The 15036-nt window shown below is 38.2% G+C and carries 16 protein-coding genes; 8 read left to right on the forward strand and 8 right to left on the reverse strand.

Annotated features, from left to right (window positions below; translation table 11 throughout):
* Positions 1 to 543, reverse strand: coding sequence for a DUF4251 domain-containing protein (locus tag ASG01_RS05990; RefSeq protein ID WP_055861328.1), 543 nt, complete (start codon positions 541 to 543; stop codon positions 1 to 3).
* Between the two features lie 96 nt (positions 544 to 639).
* Here ASG01_RS05990 and ASG01_RS05995 point away from each other — a divergent pair, with 96 nt between their 5' ends.
* Together ASG01_RS05995 and ASG01_RS06000 are read left to right on the forward strand one after the other, a co-directional pair.
* Positions 640 to 1443 carry a M48 family metallopeptidase gene (locus ASG01_RS05995; protein ID WP_055861330.1) on the forward strand — a complete coding sequence of 268 codons (804 nt, stop codon included), beginning with the start codon at positions 640 to 642 and terminating at the stop codon, positions 1441 to 1443.
* A 20-nt stretch (positions 1444 to 1463) separates the two neighbouring features.
* A complete protein-coding gene (locus tag ASG01_RS06000; protein WP_055861332.1) occupies positions 1464 to 1781 on the forward strand; it encodes a hypothetical protein in 318 nt (105 codons plus the stop codon).
* Between the two features lie 39 nt (positions 1782 to 1820).
* Here ASG01_RS06000 and ASG01_RS06005 read toward each other — a convergent pair whose 3' ends face one another.
* Positions 1821 to 3362: a glycine--tRNA ligase gene (locus tag ASG01_RS06005; protein WP_055861336.1), complete on the reverse strand. Its 1542-nt coding sequence runs from the start codon at positions 3360 to 3362 to the stop codon at positions 1821 to 1823.
* A gap of 137 nt (positions 3363 to 3499) precedes the next feature.
* Between ASG01_RS06005 and ASG01_RS06010 the strand changes: the two genes are divergently transcribed.
* The 4 genes from ASG01_RS06010 (at position 3500) to ASG01_RS06025 (ending at position 6077) form a co-directional block, all read left to right on the forward strand.
* Complete coding sequence (locus ASG01_RS06010) at positions 3500 to 3694, forward strand: DUF4177 domain-containing protein (RefSeq protein WP_055861339.1); 195 nt, start codon at positions 3500 to 3502, stop codon at positions 3692 to 3694.
* Positions 3695 to 3719: 25 nt separating this feature from the next.
* Entirely contained in the window at positions 3720 to 4415 is a 696-nt protein-coding gene (locus tag ASG01_RS06015; RefSeq protein WP_055861343.1) for a pseudouridine synthase, read from the forward strand.
* A gap of 75 nt (positions 4416 to 4490) precedes the next feature.
* Entirely contained in the window at positions 4491 to 5528 is a 1038-nt protein-coding gene (locus ASG01_RS06020; protein ID WP_055861346.1) for a quinone-dependent dihydroorotate dehydrogenase, read from the forward strand.
* 57 nt (positions 5529 to 5585) lie between these two features.
* On the forward strand, positions 5586 to 6077 hold the full coding sequence (locus ASG01_RS06025; protein ID WP_055861348.1) for a hypothetical protein: 492 nt from the start codon (positions 5586 to 5588) through the stop codon (positions 6075 to 6077).
* Between the two features lie 71 nt (positions 6078 to 6148).
* On the opposite strand, the gene ASG01_RS06030 is transcribed toward ASG01_RS06025, so the two are convergent.
* On the reverse strand, positions 6149 to 7393 hold the full coding sequence (locus ASG01_RS06030; RefSeq protein ID WP_055861353.1) for a DUF445 domain-containing protein: 1245 nt from the start codon (positions 7391 to 7393) through the stop codon (positions 6149 to 6151).
* A gap of 142 nt (positions 7394 to 7535) precedes the next feature.
* Between ASG01_RS06030 and msrB the strand changes: the two genes are divergently transcribed.
* Positions 7536 to 7982 (forward strand): peptide-methionine (R)-S-oxide reductase MsrB, encoded by a 447-nt coding sequence (gene msrB, locus ASG01_RS06035; RefSeq protein WP_055861356.1) that lies wholly within the window; start codon positions 7536 to 7538, stop codon positions 7980 to 7982.
* Between the two features lie 125 nt (positions 7983 to 8107).
* Complete coding sequence (locus ASG01_RS06040; protein WP_055861359.1) at positions 8108 to 8866, forward strand: murein L,D-transpeptidase catalytic domain family protein; 759 nt, start codon at positions 8108 to 8110, stop codon at positions 8864 to 8866.
* Between the two features lie 45 nt (positions 8867 to 8911).
* On the opposite strand, the gene fabF is transcribed toward ASG01_RS06040, so the two are convergent.
* The 5 genes from fabF to ASG01_RS06065 form a co-directional block, all read right to left on the reverse strand.
* Positions 8912 to 10153, reverse strand: coding sequence for a beta-ketoacyl-ACP synthase II (gene fabF / locus ASG01_RS06045; RefSeq protein WP_055861362.1), 1242 nt, complete (start codon positions 10151 to 10153; stop codon positions 8912 to 8914).
* Positions 10154 to 10282: 129 nt separating this feature from the next.
* Entirely contained in the window at positions 10283 to 10699 is a 417-nt protein-coding gene (locus ASG01_RS06050; protein ID WP_055861364.1) for an OsmC family protein, read from the reverse strand.
* A gap of 123 nt (positions 10700 to 10822) precedes the next feature.
* The gene (locus ASG01_RS06055; protein WP_082498294.1) at positions 10823 to 13513 is read right to left on the reverse strand and encodes a TonB-dependent receptor domain-containing protein; all 2691 of its coding nucleotides are present in this window, start codon (positions 13511 to 13513) and stop codon (positions 10823 to 10825) included.
* 63 nt (positions 13514 to 13576) lie between these two features.
* Positions 13577 to 13942: a hypothetical protein gene (locus tag ASG01_RS06060; protein WP_238584505.1), complete on the reverse strand. Its 366-nt coding sequence runs from the start codon at positions 13940 to 13942 to the stop codon at positions 13577 to 13579.
* 427 nt (positions 13943 to 14369) lie between these two features.
* Positions 14370 to 15014 carry a hypothetical protein gene (locus ASG01_RS06065; protein WP_055861370.1) on the reverse strand — a complete coding sequence of 215 codons (645 nt, stop codon included), beginning with the start codon at positions 15012 to 15014 and terminating at the stop codon, positions 14370 to 14372.
* Between the last annotated feature and the right edge of the window lie 22 nt (positions 15015 to 15036).

The raw sequence follows: 15036 nt of genomic DNA on the forward strand, positions 1-15036 counted from the left end.
CTAAAGTTTCTCTTTAGGTTCCTCATTTTTAGAAATATAGCCGTCAAAAGTAATCGGCTGACGGTCGTTGCTTTTTATTGAAACAAATGCTTTCCCGTTAGTAAAAACTTCAATATTAATATCGCTCACATCTCTATTATCGCGGGGCTTTATTCTGAAAACTGTTTTTCCTTTTTTACCCGGAGTGTTAGTAAGCGCAAAATCCTTCGTTGTGAAACGGAGACTGTTGTCTTGTCTTCCAATCGAAGGATTAAAAACGCGGCCAAAATAAGGCAATGCCACTTCCACTTTTTCTTTTCTGATTTCAATGACGTAACCTTGTCCGTTTAGCTGCAGAACTCGGGAAGCTGGCGCGTTTGGCAGTGAGTTTAAAACATTTAAAACATCATAATCCAGCGGATGCGCACGTTCTGCATTAAAGGTAAATTCGCCCGATGCTACTAAAGCAGCTGCCTGGCTGTTTCCCTGTGTTTTCTGAGCCGTACATTGAAAGATAAAGCTGAGAAAAACAAATGCTGAGAATATTTTAAGGTAATTTTTCATGAGATTTTTATAATTACCAGAGCAAAATATGTGCAGTAAATAAATAAATTTTTTTGGAATAAATATTGTTAGGTTGTGCTACTAATAGACAATGATATGAAAATTACAAATTTATTTGGCGCTGGTGCGATATTTTTGGCAGCTGCCGCTTGTACGACTAACCCTATCACAGGAAGAAGTTCTCTGCAGATTGCAAATAATTCTGAGATTGAAGCGATGGCTTTACAGCAGTACAAACAGACTTTATCACAGTCTAAAGTGATTACAGGATCTCAGTCGACGAGCGTAAAAAACGTCGGGAACAGAATAAAAGGTGCAGCAGAAAAATATTATGCAGGAATCGGCAGAAGTGCAGATTTGGCAAATTACCGATGGGAATTTAATTTAATTCAGGATAATCAGGTCAATGCGTGGTGTATGCCAGGTGGAAAAGTTGCTGTTTATACAGGAATTTTACCGATCACAAAAAATGACACCGGTCTTGCCGTCGTAATGGGGCACGAAGTTTCTCATGCTTTGGCCGGCCACGGAAACGAGAGAATTTCTCAGCAGATGATCGCTCAGGGAATTGGTCAGGCATCTGGTTTAGCGATTAGAAATGAAAAAACAGCGTCTGTTTTTCAGGCTCTATATCCTTTGGGAGCTCAGGTTGCTTTGCTTAAATACGGAAGAAATCAGGAACTGGAAGCTGACGAAATGGGATTATATTTAATGGGAATGGCAGGATATGACCCGAGACAGGCAATACCTTTCTGGGAGAGAATGGAATCAACTTCTTCAGGATCGCGTCCGCCACAGTGGCTTTCTACTCACCCAAGTCCCGGAAACAGAATTGCTGATATTAATAAAGATTTACCGAAAGCATTAGAATACTATAAAGCTGCGGGAGGGAAAATTTAAGACCAAAAAACACATCTGATATGAAAAGTATTTCCATAATTGGGCTTATTTTGCTCGCTGTTTCTGCGCTTTTATTTTATCTGACAACCGATTTTACGGTGGAGAGAATTACGGTTTCTCACATGATGGGCGTCATGGCCGGTGTAGGAATTGGTCTTATCATTGGTGGAATGGTTGGCTACGCGAGCAAAGGTAACGCCATAAAATTGGAGCAGAAACGACAGGAGTATAAAAAACTACAACAGGAAAAAGATGAACTTGAGAAAAAAGCTTTAGAAGCTGAACGTCTGAAAACGGAGCTCGAAGAGCAAAACAAGAACAGATATCCGCAGATGTAAATAAAAAAGCGCGTTGAGAAATCAAGGCGCTTTTTTTTATTAAATTTTAGAAAGTAAATTTCTAAAGTTCGTTTTCTCATCGATAATTCGTCTTAGTTCAGAAACCGGAACTCTTTCCTGCTGCATCGTGTCTCTGTCTCTTATGGTTACGGTGTGATCGGTTAACGAATCGTGGTCAATCGTAATACAGTAAGGCGTTCCGATCGCATCCTGTCTTCTGTAACGTTTTCCAATAGCATCTTTTTCTTCGTAGAATAAATTAAAATCATATTTCAAATCGTTGAAAATATTTTCGGCATATTCAGCCAAACCGTCTTTTTTCATCAACGGAAGAATCGCTGCTTTTACAGGAGCCAAAGCCGGAGGCAATGATAAAACCGTTCTTTCTGAACCGTCCTCCAACACCTCGTCTTTTAAACAATGCGAGAAAATAGAAAGGAATAATCGGTCTAAACCAACTGAAGTTTCCACTACATAAGGAACATAGTTTTCATTTCTCTCAGGATCGAAAAACTGCAATTTCCTTCCGGAATGTTTCTCGTGCGCTTTCAAATCGAAATCGGTTCTTGAGTGAATCCCTTCCAGTTCTTTAAATCCGAACGGGAAATTAAACTCAATATCAGCCGCTGCATTCGCATAATGCGCCAGTTTCTCATGATCGTGGAATCTGTAATTGTCGTTTCCTAAACCTAAAGCCAAATGCCAGTTCAGACGCTTTGTTTTCCACTGTTCGTAGAATTCAAGTTCGGTTCCCGGAGCGACGAAAAACTGCATTTCCATCTGTTCAAATTCACGCATTCTGAAAATAAACTGTCTCGCAACAATCTCATTTCTAAACGCTTTACCAATCTGAGCAATACCAAATGGAAGTCTGTGACGAGAAGTTTTCTGTACGTTTAAGAAATTTACAAAAATTCCCTGAGCAGTTTCCGGTCTTAAATAAAGATCCATCGCAGAATCTGCAGAAGCACCCAATTTGGTTCCGAACATTAAGTTGAATTGTCTTACTTCCGTCCAGTTTCTAGAACCTGTATCAGGATCAGCAATTTCCAATTCTTCAATTAATGCTTTTACATCAGCCAAATCTTCATTTTCTAAAGACTTTGCCAGTCTTGAAAGGATTTCGGCTCTTTTCGCTCGGTATTCCAAAATTTTAGGATTTGTAGCTTCAAACTGAGCTTTATCGAAAGACTCACCAAATCTTTTGGCCGCTTTTTCAATTTCTTTATTTTCTTTATCCTCGATTTTTGCACAGTAATCTTCCACCAAAACATCTGCTCTGAAACGTTTTTTAGAATCTTTATTGTCAATCAAAGGATCATTAAAAGCGTCAACGTGGCCCGAAGCTTTCCAAGTAGTCGGGTGCATCAGAATTGCCGAATCAATACCCACAATATTTTCGTTCAGCTGTACCATCGCTTTCCACCAGTACTGTTTGATATTGTTTTTCAGTTCTGCACCGTTTTGTCCGTAGTCGTAAACTGCAGATAAACCATCATAGATCTCACTCGAAGGGAAAATAAACCCATATTCTTTTGCGTGAGAGATCACTTTCTTGAAAACATCGTCTTGCTTTGCCATAATATTTTTCTGATGTGCAAAAATAGGGAAAATGTGGGAAGTGGGAATCTCCAGTCAAATGTTTTTAGTAGAGGCAATCATAGAAGTAAAAATTGGTTAATTTTAAGAATTAGATATTTTAAATTAAAGGTATTATCATGAGAAAAAGATTTGAATACAAAACTGTGATTATCGAACCTAAAGGTTTTTGGGGAACAAAATATGATCCTGCTGAAATTGATAAAGTTCTGAATGAACACGGAAATGAAGGCTGGGAACTGGTAACTGCAGAAAGCAGAGATTACTGCGGAACTTTTTACGGCGTTATTTACACCTTCAAAAGAGAACTTTAAAAGCAATAATCATTAGTTTTGCCGAATGTTAGAAATTCTTTATCACGACGAATATCTGATCGCCATCAACAAACCGAGCGGATTGTTGGTGCATAAATCATTTTATTCCGGTGAAGCAAATACATATGCTATTCAGGAACTTAAGAAGCAAATCGGGCAAAAAGTGTATCCCGTGCATCGTTTAGACCGGAAAACTTCGGGCGTATTGCTTTTTACTTTAGATAAAGATACGCTCAGGCTGATGAGTACTCAGTTTGCGAAAAAGGCAGTTGAGAAAAAGTACATTGCGATTTTGCGTGGCTGGGCGAGAGAGGACGAGACCATCGATTACGATCTGGTAAATGAAAACGAAGTAAAACAAAATGCACTTACCCACTACAGGCGCCTGCAGACCTCGGAAATAAATTTGCCTTTTCTCAAACATCAGACTTCGAGATATTGTCTGGTAGAAGCCTTTCCGCAAACCGGACGTTTTCATCAGCTCAGAAAGCATTTTAAGCATATTTTGCATCCGATTTTAGGCTGCAGAAAACACGGCTGCAACAAACAAAACAAACTATGGCTTGAAACTTTCGGAATCACCAAAATGACGCTTCATGCGCATCAGCTAAACTTCACACATCCGGTAAACAGAGAGAAAATTTCTTTGAACGCAACCATAGACGAAGATTTTAAAAGCGTAGGCGATATCCTGAATTTCGATCTGAGTGATTTTCTGTAAAATATTTTAAACAAGATATCAAAGGTCAGCAGAACATTAATCTGAGAATGATTATTTTTGTAAAACTTTTTTTCAATGTACAAATCGCTTATTCGCCCGATACTTTTTAAATTTGATCCTGAAGAAGTACATCACTTTACTTTTTCAATGCTTAAGAATTTCGGATTTCTTACTAAATTATTTCTCCCAAAACCAATTGTCGACAAGCGACTTGAACGAGAAGTTTTCGGACTAAAATTTAAAAATCCGGTTGGTTTGGCGGCAGGTTTTGATAAAAATGCAGTTTTATTCAATGAATTGGGTGATTTAGGTTTCGGGTTTGTAGAAATCGGGACGGTAACTCCAAAAGCTCAGGCTGGAAATCCTAAGAAAAGATTGTTTCGCCTTATCGAAGACGGAGGAATTATCAACAGAATGGGTTTTAATAATGACGGATTAGAAGCGGCGATTGAAAAGCTGAAAGGTAACAAAGGAAAAATCATTATTGGCGGAAACATTGGAAAAAACACGCACACAACGCCTGAGAATTATACTCAGGATTATCTCGACTGTTTCGAAGGTCTGCATCCTTACGTAGATTATTTTGTTTTGAATGTAAGCTGTCCCAATGTTGGAAGTCACGCAAAACTGGAAGATGTAGAATATCTGAGAGAATTAATCACGGCTGTAAAAGGAATCAATCAAACTAAAGTAAATCCAAAACCAATTTTACTGAAAATCGCTCCGGATTTGAATAATCAGCAGCTTGACGAGATAATCGAACTGATTGCAGATACAAAAATTGACGGAATTGTTGTTTCAAATACATCAGTCAACAGAGAAGGTCTTAAAACTTCTGCAGAAACTTTAGCAGAAATCGGAAACGGTGGTTTAAGTGGAAAACCTATCCGTGAGCGCAGTACAAAAATGATCAAATACCTTTCTGATAAAAGCAACCGTGCTTTCCCGATCATCGGAGTGGGCGGAATTCATTCTGCTAAAGATGCGATTGAAAAATTGGATGCAGGCGCAAGTTTAGTTCAGTTATACACTGGATTTATTTATGAAGGTCCACAATTGATTAACGATATTAATCAGGAACTTTTAACGAGAGCGGGTAGAATTGGGAGGTAAAGTTGCATATTTTAGTTTAGTCTATAAAATAAAATATAGAGTAATCAAAATAGATTTATGCTAAAAAAAATATACATTATTGCATCAGTTTTTATTCTTCCATTAATATTATCAACTGTAATAATTTGGCAAATTAAACTTATTCAGAAAAGCAAAACTGATTATAATCTCTCAGTAGGGACAGTTGAAAATTTCGGATTTACTAATAAAATTGTAAAAGGAAATTATAAATCACCTATGACAGAAACAAAAGTACTTTTTATTAAGTTAAATAATAATGATACTATATATTCATTCTTTTTTAAAAAAGAATCTAAATATGATTTTATTATAGCAAACCTAAAGCAGAATGATTATGTCAAAATTTATAGCAAAAGTTTTACAAAAAGAAAAAATACAGTTGATATAATTCAACTTGAAAAAGGGCAAAAAATACTAATTGATAAAAATATTTCGGATAGGCGAGATTATGGATTAGTCGCTTTTCTTTCCTTGATCCTGTTTTTATATTTTTTTCTTCCATATAAATTTATTTGGAAGAAAAGATAAAATAAGTTTTTTGCTCTGTAGAAAATGTGTCGGTTTTATATGAATAAGCTTATCAATAATAACTCTTAGGGCTAAATAAAAAAATGTGAAACCGTATAAATAATCAATCCCACCAAACCTCCAACCAAAGTGCCATTGACACGGATGAACTGTAAATCTTTCCCGACTTCCAGCTCCAGTTTCTGACTCAATTCTTTGCCCTGCCAGTTTCCTACTGTCGAACTGATGAGGATTCCGGCCTGATGTGTGTTTTTTAAAACGTATTTGTAAGCGGTCACACGCACCCAATTGTCAATTTTATGCTGCAGATTTTCATCAGATTTTAGATTTTCTGCAAACTCGTTGATATTTTTTTTGACGTATTTTTTAAGTGAAGAATTTTCTTCCTGAAGTTCACTCAAGACTGTTTTTTTAATAGAAAGCCAAATGTCGTGCGAATACTGATCGAGTTTTTCTGCGCCAAGAAAATCGTTTTTTATATTTTTAAATTCGTCTCTCCAGCGCTCACTTTGTTTTAAATCTTCCGAAAATTCATAAATTTTGTTGGTGATCAGCTGTCGTACTTCGTGGTTTTGATTCTGCTCAATTTCCATAAAAAATTCGGAAAGTCCGCTTGCTATTTTTTCGGAAATCTTATTGTCAACAAAAGACGGAATGAAAGAATAACTGCCTTTCCGTACGCGTTCCTGAATCAGATCGTTGTTTTCTTCAATGTAATTGCTGATCTGCCCACTAAGATTGGTGATGATTTTCTGATGGTCATTTTTGTCTAATAGATAGATGATACCGTTGCCCAAAATTTTATTGAGCTGTACTTCATCTGTCATTTCACCCACTTTTTTTCCGATAAAACGGCTCACTTCCTCATCATCCAGTTTCTTTAAAATATCGAGAAAAATCAGCGAAAGATTATCGATCAGGATTTTCTGATTTCTCTCACGGAAAAGCCATTCACCTACGAAATTTGAAATTTTAAGCTTTTGAATATACGGACGGATATTCTCCGGCGAAAGAAAATTAGAAACCACAAAACTTCCAAGATTGTCACCAAGCTTCTGTTTGCTGTTTTCGATCAGATTTGTATGCGGAATCGGCAATCCCAAAGGATGCGTAAAAAGTGCACTTACGGCAAACCAGTCGGCAAGCGCGCCAACCATCGCTGCTTCAGAAAAAGCGCGGACGTACCCAAGCCAGTGTGAATCGTTATTTTTCTGAATGATGGACGTAACTATAAAAACGACCGCCATGAAAATAAATAATCCTGTGGCAAACCATTTATATTTTTTGAGCTGAATTTTCTTTTCGAGGTCAGTCATATTTTTTTTCTTTTCAGAGAAATTGTCTGTGCTTTATTTTACGGATTAAAATTTGATAGTAAATTTCAGATCCGGTTATTTTCTTTTAAATGAATTAAATTTAAACTGAAAATATCTAAAAACGTAAACAAAAACAAGATTAATGGAAAATACATCATCAAAAAACAATCCATACTATTCGCGTACAGACCGTACCAAACTGAATGTTTCCAACGAGGAATGGAAAAGAATTCTTCCCCCGGATTTATATGCTATTGCACGCGAAGCCGCTACAGAAAGACCTTTCACAGGAAAATACAATGAATTTGAAGAGTTGGGAGAATATTATTGTGCGGTTTGTGGCAATCATCTTTTCCGTTCAGATTCTAAATTTTCTTCGAGCTGTGGCTGGCCAAGTTTTTTTCAGGCTGATAAAGAAGGAACAGCGTACAACCGAGACCGTTCTCATGGTATGGAACGCGTAGAAGTTGTTTGCAAACGTTGCGATTCGCACTTGGGGCATGTTTTTAACGACGGTCCTGCACCTACAGGCACAAGATACTGCATGAATTCTGTGAGTTTAGAATTTGTTCCGGATAGTTTGGAATAATAGTTGTTGCAATTCCTTTTCGCGTTAAAGTTTCTTAATTAGAGTTAAAGTCGACAATGATTTAACTCTCTCACCGTTATGTTTTTATAATTTTGCAAGACCAATTTTATAATACATAATTAATAATGAAAGGATTTTACAGCGCACTTGGTATGATGTACATGATTACCACCTCGTTTTACATTGCTCCAAAATATACAGCGAACACAACAACGTCCACTGCTTTCAATAAAACTGAAATCGTAAAGGAATCTTCAGTTTCTACTGAAAAGACAGCTTTAGAAAAATCAGAAGAACTTTATAAGTCAATTATTTTCGACAACTCTCACCAGCTTAATTTTGATGTTTTTGCTAAAGCCATTCAGGGTTTCGATAAACTAAAAGAAACAGGGAAATTGCCATCAGAAGCTCATTTGCTTACCGTTTGCGATTTTTCGCTTTCCTCAAATGTTAAAAGACTTTGGGTGATCGATCTTGATCAGAAGACGGTTTTATTTAATTCTCTTGTTGCCCACGGAAAAAATACAGGCGACGAGTATGCGACAAATTTTTCAAATACCGAAAGTTCTTTGCAGAGCAGCATGGGTTTTTACATCACAGATACAACGTATGAAGGTGGAAATGGCTATTCTCTGAAACTTTTGGGAATGGATAAAGGCTTTAATGATGCAGCTTTGCAGCGTGCGGTTGTGATGCACGGCGCAGATTATGTGAGTGAAGAATTTGCGGCGGCCCACAAAAGAATCGGAAGAAGCTGGGGTTGCCCGGCGGTACCGAGAGCTTTGGCTCAACCGATTATCAATACCATAAAAGGTAAAAACTGCCTTTTTATTTATTACCCGGATCAAAATTATCTTGCTTCATCCGAATGGTTGAAAGCGTAAATATAATTTCAGATACAGTTTAAGCAGCTTTTTGAGCTGCTTTTTTTATTTAAATTTTTTAAAAATTACTGTAGCATTATGTCCGCCAAAGCCGAAAGCATTACTTAAAGCATAATTGATATTCTTCTCTTTTGCTTCACCAAAAACAATATTTAAATCTTTGGGAATATTCTCATCAAGTTTGTGAAGATTAATCGTCGGAGGAATAATTCCTTCCTGAATAGCTTTTATGGTGAGAATGGCTTCAACAGCTCCGGCAGCTCCCAGCAAATGTCCTGTCATCGATTTGGTAGCGCTTATATCCATATTCTTATTTCCACCAAAAACTTTTTGTATGGCACGAAGTTCAGCAAGATCGCCCAAAGGCGTAGACGTCGCATGTGGATTGAGGTAATCGATATCTTCCGGATTGATCTGTGCTTCTTTTAATGCCAACTGCATGGCTTTCACCGCACCCAAACCTTCAGGATGTGGCGCCGTCATATGATATGCATCAGCTGTCATTGCTGCTCCGGCGACTTCTGCATAAATCTTTGCTCCGCGGTTTTTTGCGTGTTCATATTCTTCTAAAATTAATGTTCCTGCACCTTCGCCCATTACGAAACCGTCGCGGTCAGTATCATAAGGTCGACTTGCTGTTTCAAAACCGTCGTTTCGTGTTGACATCCCTTTTAAAGCCGAAAATCCACCAACTGATGCAGGCGTGATCGCAGCTTCAGAACCGCCGGCGATCATTATTTTTGCTTTGCCAAGTCTGATATAATTAAACGCATCCATGATCGAAGTGTTTCCGGAAGCACAGGCAGAAATGGTGGTGTAATTGATTCCCTGAAGACCAAACTTCATAGAAATCATTCCTGAAGCAAGATTAGGAAGAAATTTGGGAATAAAAAACGGACTGAATCTTGGTGTACCGTCGCCTTCGGCAAAATCCATCACTTCTTTTTCCAAAGTCCACATTCCGCCTTGGCCGGTTCCCCAGACAACGCCGATATCGAAAGGATCAAGCGTTTCCACTTCCAGACCGGAATCTTCCATGGCTTCACAAGTCGAGTAGAGCGCAAACTGTGTAAAAAGGTCACTTCTTTTAATTTCTGCTGAAGACAGATGTATTTTCGAATCAAAATCTTTTACTTCACATGCAAAATTGAGTTTAAATTTTTCGGCATTAAATCTCGTGATTCTGTTAGCGCCGCTTTTTCCGGCGATGCTGTTATCCCAAAAATCGTGAACATTATTTCCCAAAGGCGTCACCGCACCCAAACCTGTAATAACAACTCTTTTCATCTTTTTTAAACTCTTAAAGCGAGCAAAAATAATTAAATTTTACCGCAAAGTTTAAAATGAAAATTTTAAACATAAAAAAACCATCGAGAAACTTCTCAATGGTTTTCACAATATCTAAAAATTTAAAAATTAATCTAACGTTGCTGTCATCGTGATTTCAAAATTGAAAGCGGCACTTACCGGGCAGCCTTCTTCTGCGATTTTTGCGTATTTCTGGAAATCTTCTTCAGAGATGTTTGGCACTTTTGCGCTTACAGTCAGTTCAGATTTAGTGATTTTACCTGCTGCAGGATCTAATGTAATCACAGATTTTGTTGTCAGTTCGTCTGGTGTAAAACCTGCCTGAGTAAGTTCTGCGCTCAGTTTCATCGTAAAACAGCCTGCGTGTGCTGCTGCAAGAAGTTCTTCAGGATTCGTTCCTACGCCTTCTTCAAACCGGCTTCCGAAAGAATATTGCGTTTGATTTAGCGTTGTACTTTGTGTAGTCAAATGACCTTTACCTTCTTTTACGGTTCCGTTCCAAACGGCTGTTGCGTTACGTTTCATAGTGTTTTGATTGATGTTTTTAAACTAGTTTTAATTAAAATAAAATCTTATTTCCTTAATAGAAAATCTAATGCCACATCATTATAAATTTCGTTAAAAATGATTGTCATCCACAAATTCTATTTAAAAACTCACATCAACGCCGACGTAAACATTTGCTTTCATAATCGGTGCATAGACCATTCCGCCGTCAAAATAATTTCCGAAAGGATTTCTAAAATCTACAATTGCATTTTCCTGCGAGTATGAAGTCAGGTTTTCTCCACCCAAGTACACTCTGAATTTCTGATTAAAGTTTTTGGAAATCTGGGCATTTAAAACTGCATAAGATGGCGAATTTGCCGGAAGCTGAAATTCCGCAGGATTGCTTGCTGTGATTGGTAAACGCTGTTTTCCTACAATATTTAATGTTGTATCAAAACTCCAGAATCCACCGTTTGTATTTTTATTGGTCGCGTACGCGAGATTCACAAAACCTCTGTGCTTTGCCATAAAAGGCACCTGACGACGGCTATCGGCATAATCTGCCTGCACGTCGTAATATTTATAAGCTAAGCGCACATCAAAGTTTTTAACTGGTGAAAAATCAAACTGTGTCTGTAAAGAATTGGCAAAAGATTTCCCGTTCAGATTATAAAAGACAAGCTGTTGCGGCGAGCGGTCTAGATCTGCCAATACCTGATCCTGAAAATCGGTTCTGAAAAAATCAGCCATCAATGTAGATTTTCTTCCGAAAATTTTAAATTCCTGCTGAAGGCTTGCGCCATAATTCCAGGCAATTTCCGGTCTCAAACCGTAGATATTACCACCATTCTGTACGATATTAATTGTTCTGTTTGAAGCAAAATACTGCTGGTTTTCGGCAAAAATATTCGCCGTACGGAAACCTCTTCCCGCAGAAAGTCGTAAAATAGTCTGCGGCGTAAAATCATATTTAAAATTAAGTCTCGGCGTAAACTGTGTACCTGCCAAATTGTGAAAATCGGCTCTTGCACCCGCAACGAGAGTATATTTTAAACCGGTCAAAGTGTACTCAGCAAAAATTCCGGGCACAATTTCGTTTCTTTTAAAATTATTCGTCAGGTAATTTTCTTTAAAACCATCATACATGAAACTCGCGCCAGCTTTGTATTTGTGATTGGTGTTTCCGATAATGCTTTCAAAAATCAGGTTTGAATAATAGGTTTGCTGTTGACCGCTGTAGTTTCTCAAACCGAAAAAACTGTCCTGCTGATGATACACATACTGATTCATCCAACCCAAACTCTGATACGGTTTTCCTTTAAAAACATAGCCTGTTTTATTCCAAACCTGAAACCTTGAGATATCGATTCCTACGCCATAAGGCGTTTGTTTGTCCTGCGGAAGTTTCTTATTGAAACCGATCTGTCCGGCTGTCCGTTCATCTTTCACGTAATTCATCCCGAAGTGAGATCCCAAACCTGAATGCCCGAGATCATTATAATTAAGCAAATATGCGGCGTTGATTTGAGTGCCTTTTGGACGGTCAAGAAATGTGTCATCATTCATATCGGTATCGCCAAAAGTTCCGTTTCCGTGAAGAAGAAAAGTCTGCGTCCAGTGTTCGTTGATCGGTTCTACATGAGTAATGTTGGCTTCAGCACGACCGTTGAAATCGGCAAAAAGATTCAGTGTTGTTTCAGATTTTTCAGCGTGTTTAATGAGCTCGGTATTGATTTGTCCGGTGATACTTTCATAGCCGTTCGTCACAGTACTTCCTCCTTTTGTCAGCTGAATACTTTCAATCCATCTTCCTGGAATTAAATTTAATCCGTATGCAGAAGCAATCCCACGGATTTCCGGTAATAGTTCTTTCGTAAGACTTGTATATTTCTGATCTAGGCCGAGCATTTTCAGCTGTTTTGTGCCTGTCACCGCATTGCTGAACGAAACATCAACCGTCGCATTCGTTTCAAAACTCTCGGAGAGATTACAGCAGGCGGCTTTCAAAAGCTCTTTCGAATCGATGTTAAAAACGAGCGCCGCATCTTTTTTGCTAATCGCTGTTGCTGCTTTGTTGGCAATCACCGTTACGCCTTCGATTGATTTCGCTTCCGAATTTCCGTCGTGATTTTCATGACCTTCATGATTAGGCATTTGTCCGCTGTTTGAATTCGAAACAACATCAGAATGCACTTTTGTATTTTCGCCTAATGGACTTTCACGGTCGTACAGACAACAGCCTGGGAGTTTGTCGTAGACACTTTTTTCCGCCTTGTACTTTTCATTATCGTGACCAACCTCCGCGATTTTCTTTAAAATTTTATCTGAAGAAGTTTTTGCCGGATCAAAATCCAGTGTCACTTTCTGCGTTTCGGCATTCCATTCTGCGGCGTTTGCACCGGCATCTTTCGCGGCTTTTTCAATACGCTTTTTGCAGGATTCGCAGTTTCCTTTTACATAAAACTCATTGGCTTTCTTTTCAGAAACCACCGTTAAAGCGTTGTCAGTTTCTGTTTTTGTTTCACGTTCATAATGACAGCAACCCGGAAGTTTTGCGTAAACATCATCGTCAGACCGGAATTTTTCATTGTCGTGTCCGGCTTCAGCTACTTTTTTCAGAATGTTTTCCGGCGAAACTCCTTCTGCGATTTCGATGGTCAGCGTTTGTGTATCAACCGAATAGCGCGCTGCTGACGCACCTGCTTTTTTTGCGGTAGACTCGATGCGTTCTTTGCACATTTCGCAGTTTCCTTTTACCTGAAACTGGTTTTTAGAAAGATTTTGTGCAGAAAGTAAAATATTAAATAAGATAAATGCTCCAAGAAGAATCTTGGTGATCAGTAATTTCATGAGTTTAAAATTTAGATTAAATAAAAGTTCCCCGACTGACTATTAGTGGGTTTTACATATTATTTAAGCTAATTTTGGCGGTTGCCAGATCTTTTTTAAACTGTTAGAAACATAAGGATTTGTGTATTGAGCGTAGTTTTTCTCAGCTTTTTCGATAAAGTGAAAATTCCAGAAAGATTTTTTTGCGAAACTGTTTTGAATAAAGGTGTGACACGTCATGCAGAAAGAGCAACAGTCGTCGGTACACGATTTGTTGCTTTTCCCGGAATCATTTGAATGATGGTCCTTATTTGAGTTTTTTTCGCAACAAGAAGACGAAGATGAGGTCTTGCAGCAGCTTTCCTGTGAAGCCTGAGCATAGAAATTATCCTTCGGAATCAAGAAGATTCCAAGGCAAAAGATAATTAATAAAGTCTGAAGGTGTTTCACAGATGCAAATGTAGAAAATTTAAGATTAATTGACTAATTTAGAATGAATATTATTGTCGTTAATAAATTTATTAAATATTTGTTTGAATAAATTAAATTTCTCCGTATCAGATAAATTCAGTGAAGAAAAATCATAATAGCCCAACGGTGTTTGCTGCTCTTTCCCAAACTCTGTAAAAAGATATTGATTGAAATTGTCGAGTACATCAGAATTTATCAGACGTATATATTTAGTTCAGCACACCTCCGATAGCCGTCTGTAAATATTTTTAATTGAGATATATTCTGCTCAAATAAATAGAATCCAGAAAACTCAAGTACTGCCTGTATTAAAATCAGTAAATCTTTTGGACTGTTTAATAGTTGCTGAGTGAAAACTGTAGACAATTGTAATAAAAAAATATTTCTGATCAGAATTTCATGAAATCTATAAAGGCGCTCCAACTTGCTTAGCGCAATCATGCCAAGGCTCGCCGTGTGCAGGATTTGTTTTTGGTTTTGGGCCAGTATTCGCCACGGCTTGCTGAGGTTGAGCAGGTTGTGGATTAGCAGCAGGCTGTACTGTCTGAGTTGCTGCAGCAGCAGGCTTGCTGTTTAACGGTTGTCCGACAGGGATATCACATCTGTGACCAGGCTGACCATGTGGCGGATTCATTCCTGGGGCGGTTTTTATCTGTTTTCCGCTTTGATCGACAGCAATTTTTCCAGGCGAAACTGAATTAGGATCAATCTGTACCGCATTGTTTGCAGGAACTGTCATGTTTTGTGTATCTGCTGTCTGTGGTTGCGGCACAGCTCCGTTTAGCGGTTGCCCTACAGGAATATCACATCGGTGTCCCGGCTGGCCATGCGGCGGATTCATTCCCTGTGCAGTCACCATCGTTGCTCCGCTTTGTGCAGTTGAGGTTGAAATTCCTGCCTGATCAAGCAAAGCTGTTTTTGATGGCTGATTAGGCATGTTTCCTAGACTGGCCACCGCATCTTTATCGTCTAAATATGTTGGTTTCTCATCTTTTTTACACGAAACGAAGGCTAGAGACAACAATGTGGCGGAGAGAAATATATTTTTCATGATGATAATAAACTTATAAAAC

Origin of the sequence: Chryseobacterium sp. Leaf180 (assembly GCF_001424585.1) — a bacterium.
In the GTDB taxonomy this organism is placed as follows: domain Bacteria; phylum Bacteroidota; class Bacteroidia; order Flavobacteriales; family Weeksellaceae; genus Chryseobacterium.

Coding starts and splice junctions, on each gene's coding strand:
- ASG01_RS05990 (WP_055861328.1), bottom strand. CDS start 543: ATGAAAAATTACCTTAAAATATTCTCAGCATTTGTTTTTCTCAGCTTT.
- ASG01_RS05995 (WP_055861330.1), top strand. CDS start 640: ATGAAAATTACAAATTTATTTGGCGCTGGTGCGATATTTTTGGCAGCT.
- ASG01_RS06000 (WP_055861332.1), top strand. CDS start 1,464: ATGAAAAGTATTTCCATAATTGGGCTTATTTTGCTCGCTGTTTCTGCG.
- ASG01_RS06005 (WP_055861336.1), bottom strand. CDS start 3,362: ATGGCAAAGCAAGACGATGTTTTCAAGAAAGTGATCTCTCACGCAAAA.
- ASG01_RS06010 (WP_055861339.1), top strand. CDS start 3,500: ATGAGAAAAAGATTTGAATACAAAACTGTGATTATCGAACCTAAAGGT.
- ASG01_RS06015 (WP_055861343.1), top strand. CDS start 3,720: ATGTTAGAAATTCTTTATCACGACGAATATCTGATCGCCATCAACAAA.
- ASG01_RS06020 (WP_055861346.1), top strand. CDS start 4,491: ATGTACAAATCGCTTATTCGCCCGATACTTTTTAAATTTGATCCTGAA.
- ASG01_RS06025 (WP_055861348.1), top strand. CDS start 5,586: ATGCTAAAAAAAATATACATTATTGCATCAGTTTTTATTCTTCCATTA.
- ASG01_RS06030 (WP_055861353.1), bottom strand. CDS start 7,393: ATGACTGACCTCGAAAAGAAAATTCAGCTCAAAAAATATAAATGGTTT.
- msrB (WP_055861356.1), top strand. CDS start 7,536: ATGGAAAATACATCATCAAAAAACAATCCATACTATTCGCGTACAGAC.
- ASG01_RS06040 (WP_055861359.1), top strand. CDS start 8,108: ATGAAAGGATTTTACAGCGCACTTGGTATGATGTACATGATTACCACC.
- fabF (WP_055861362.1), bottom strand. CDS start 10,153: ATGAAAAGAGTTGTTATTACAGGTTTGGGTGCGGTGACGCCTTTGGGA.
- ASG01_RS06050 (WP_055861364.1), bottom strand. CDS start 10,699: ATGAAACGTAACGCAACAGCCGTTTGGAACGGAACCGTAAAAGAAGGT.
- ASG01_RS06055 (WP_082498294.1), bottom strand. CDS start 13,513: ATGAAATTACTGATCACCAAGATTCTTCTTGGAGCATTTATCTTATTT.
- ASG01_RS06065 (WP_055861370.1), bottom strand. CDS start 15,014: ATGAAAAATATATTTCTCTCCGCCACATTGTTGTCTCTAGCCTTCGTT.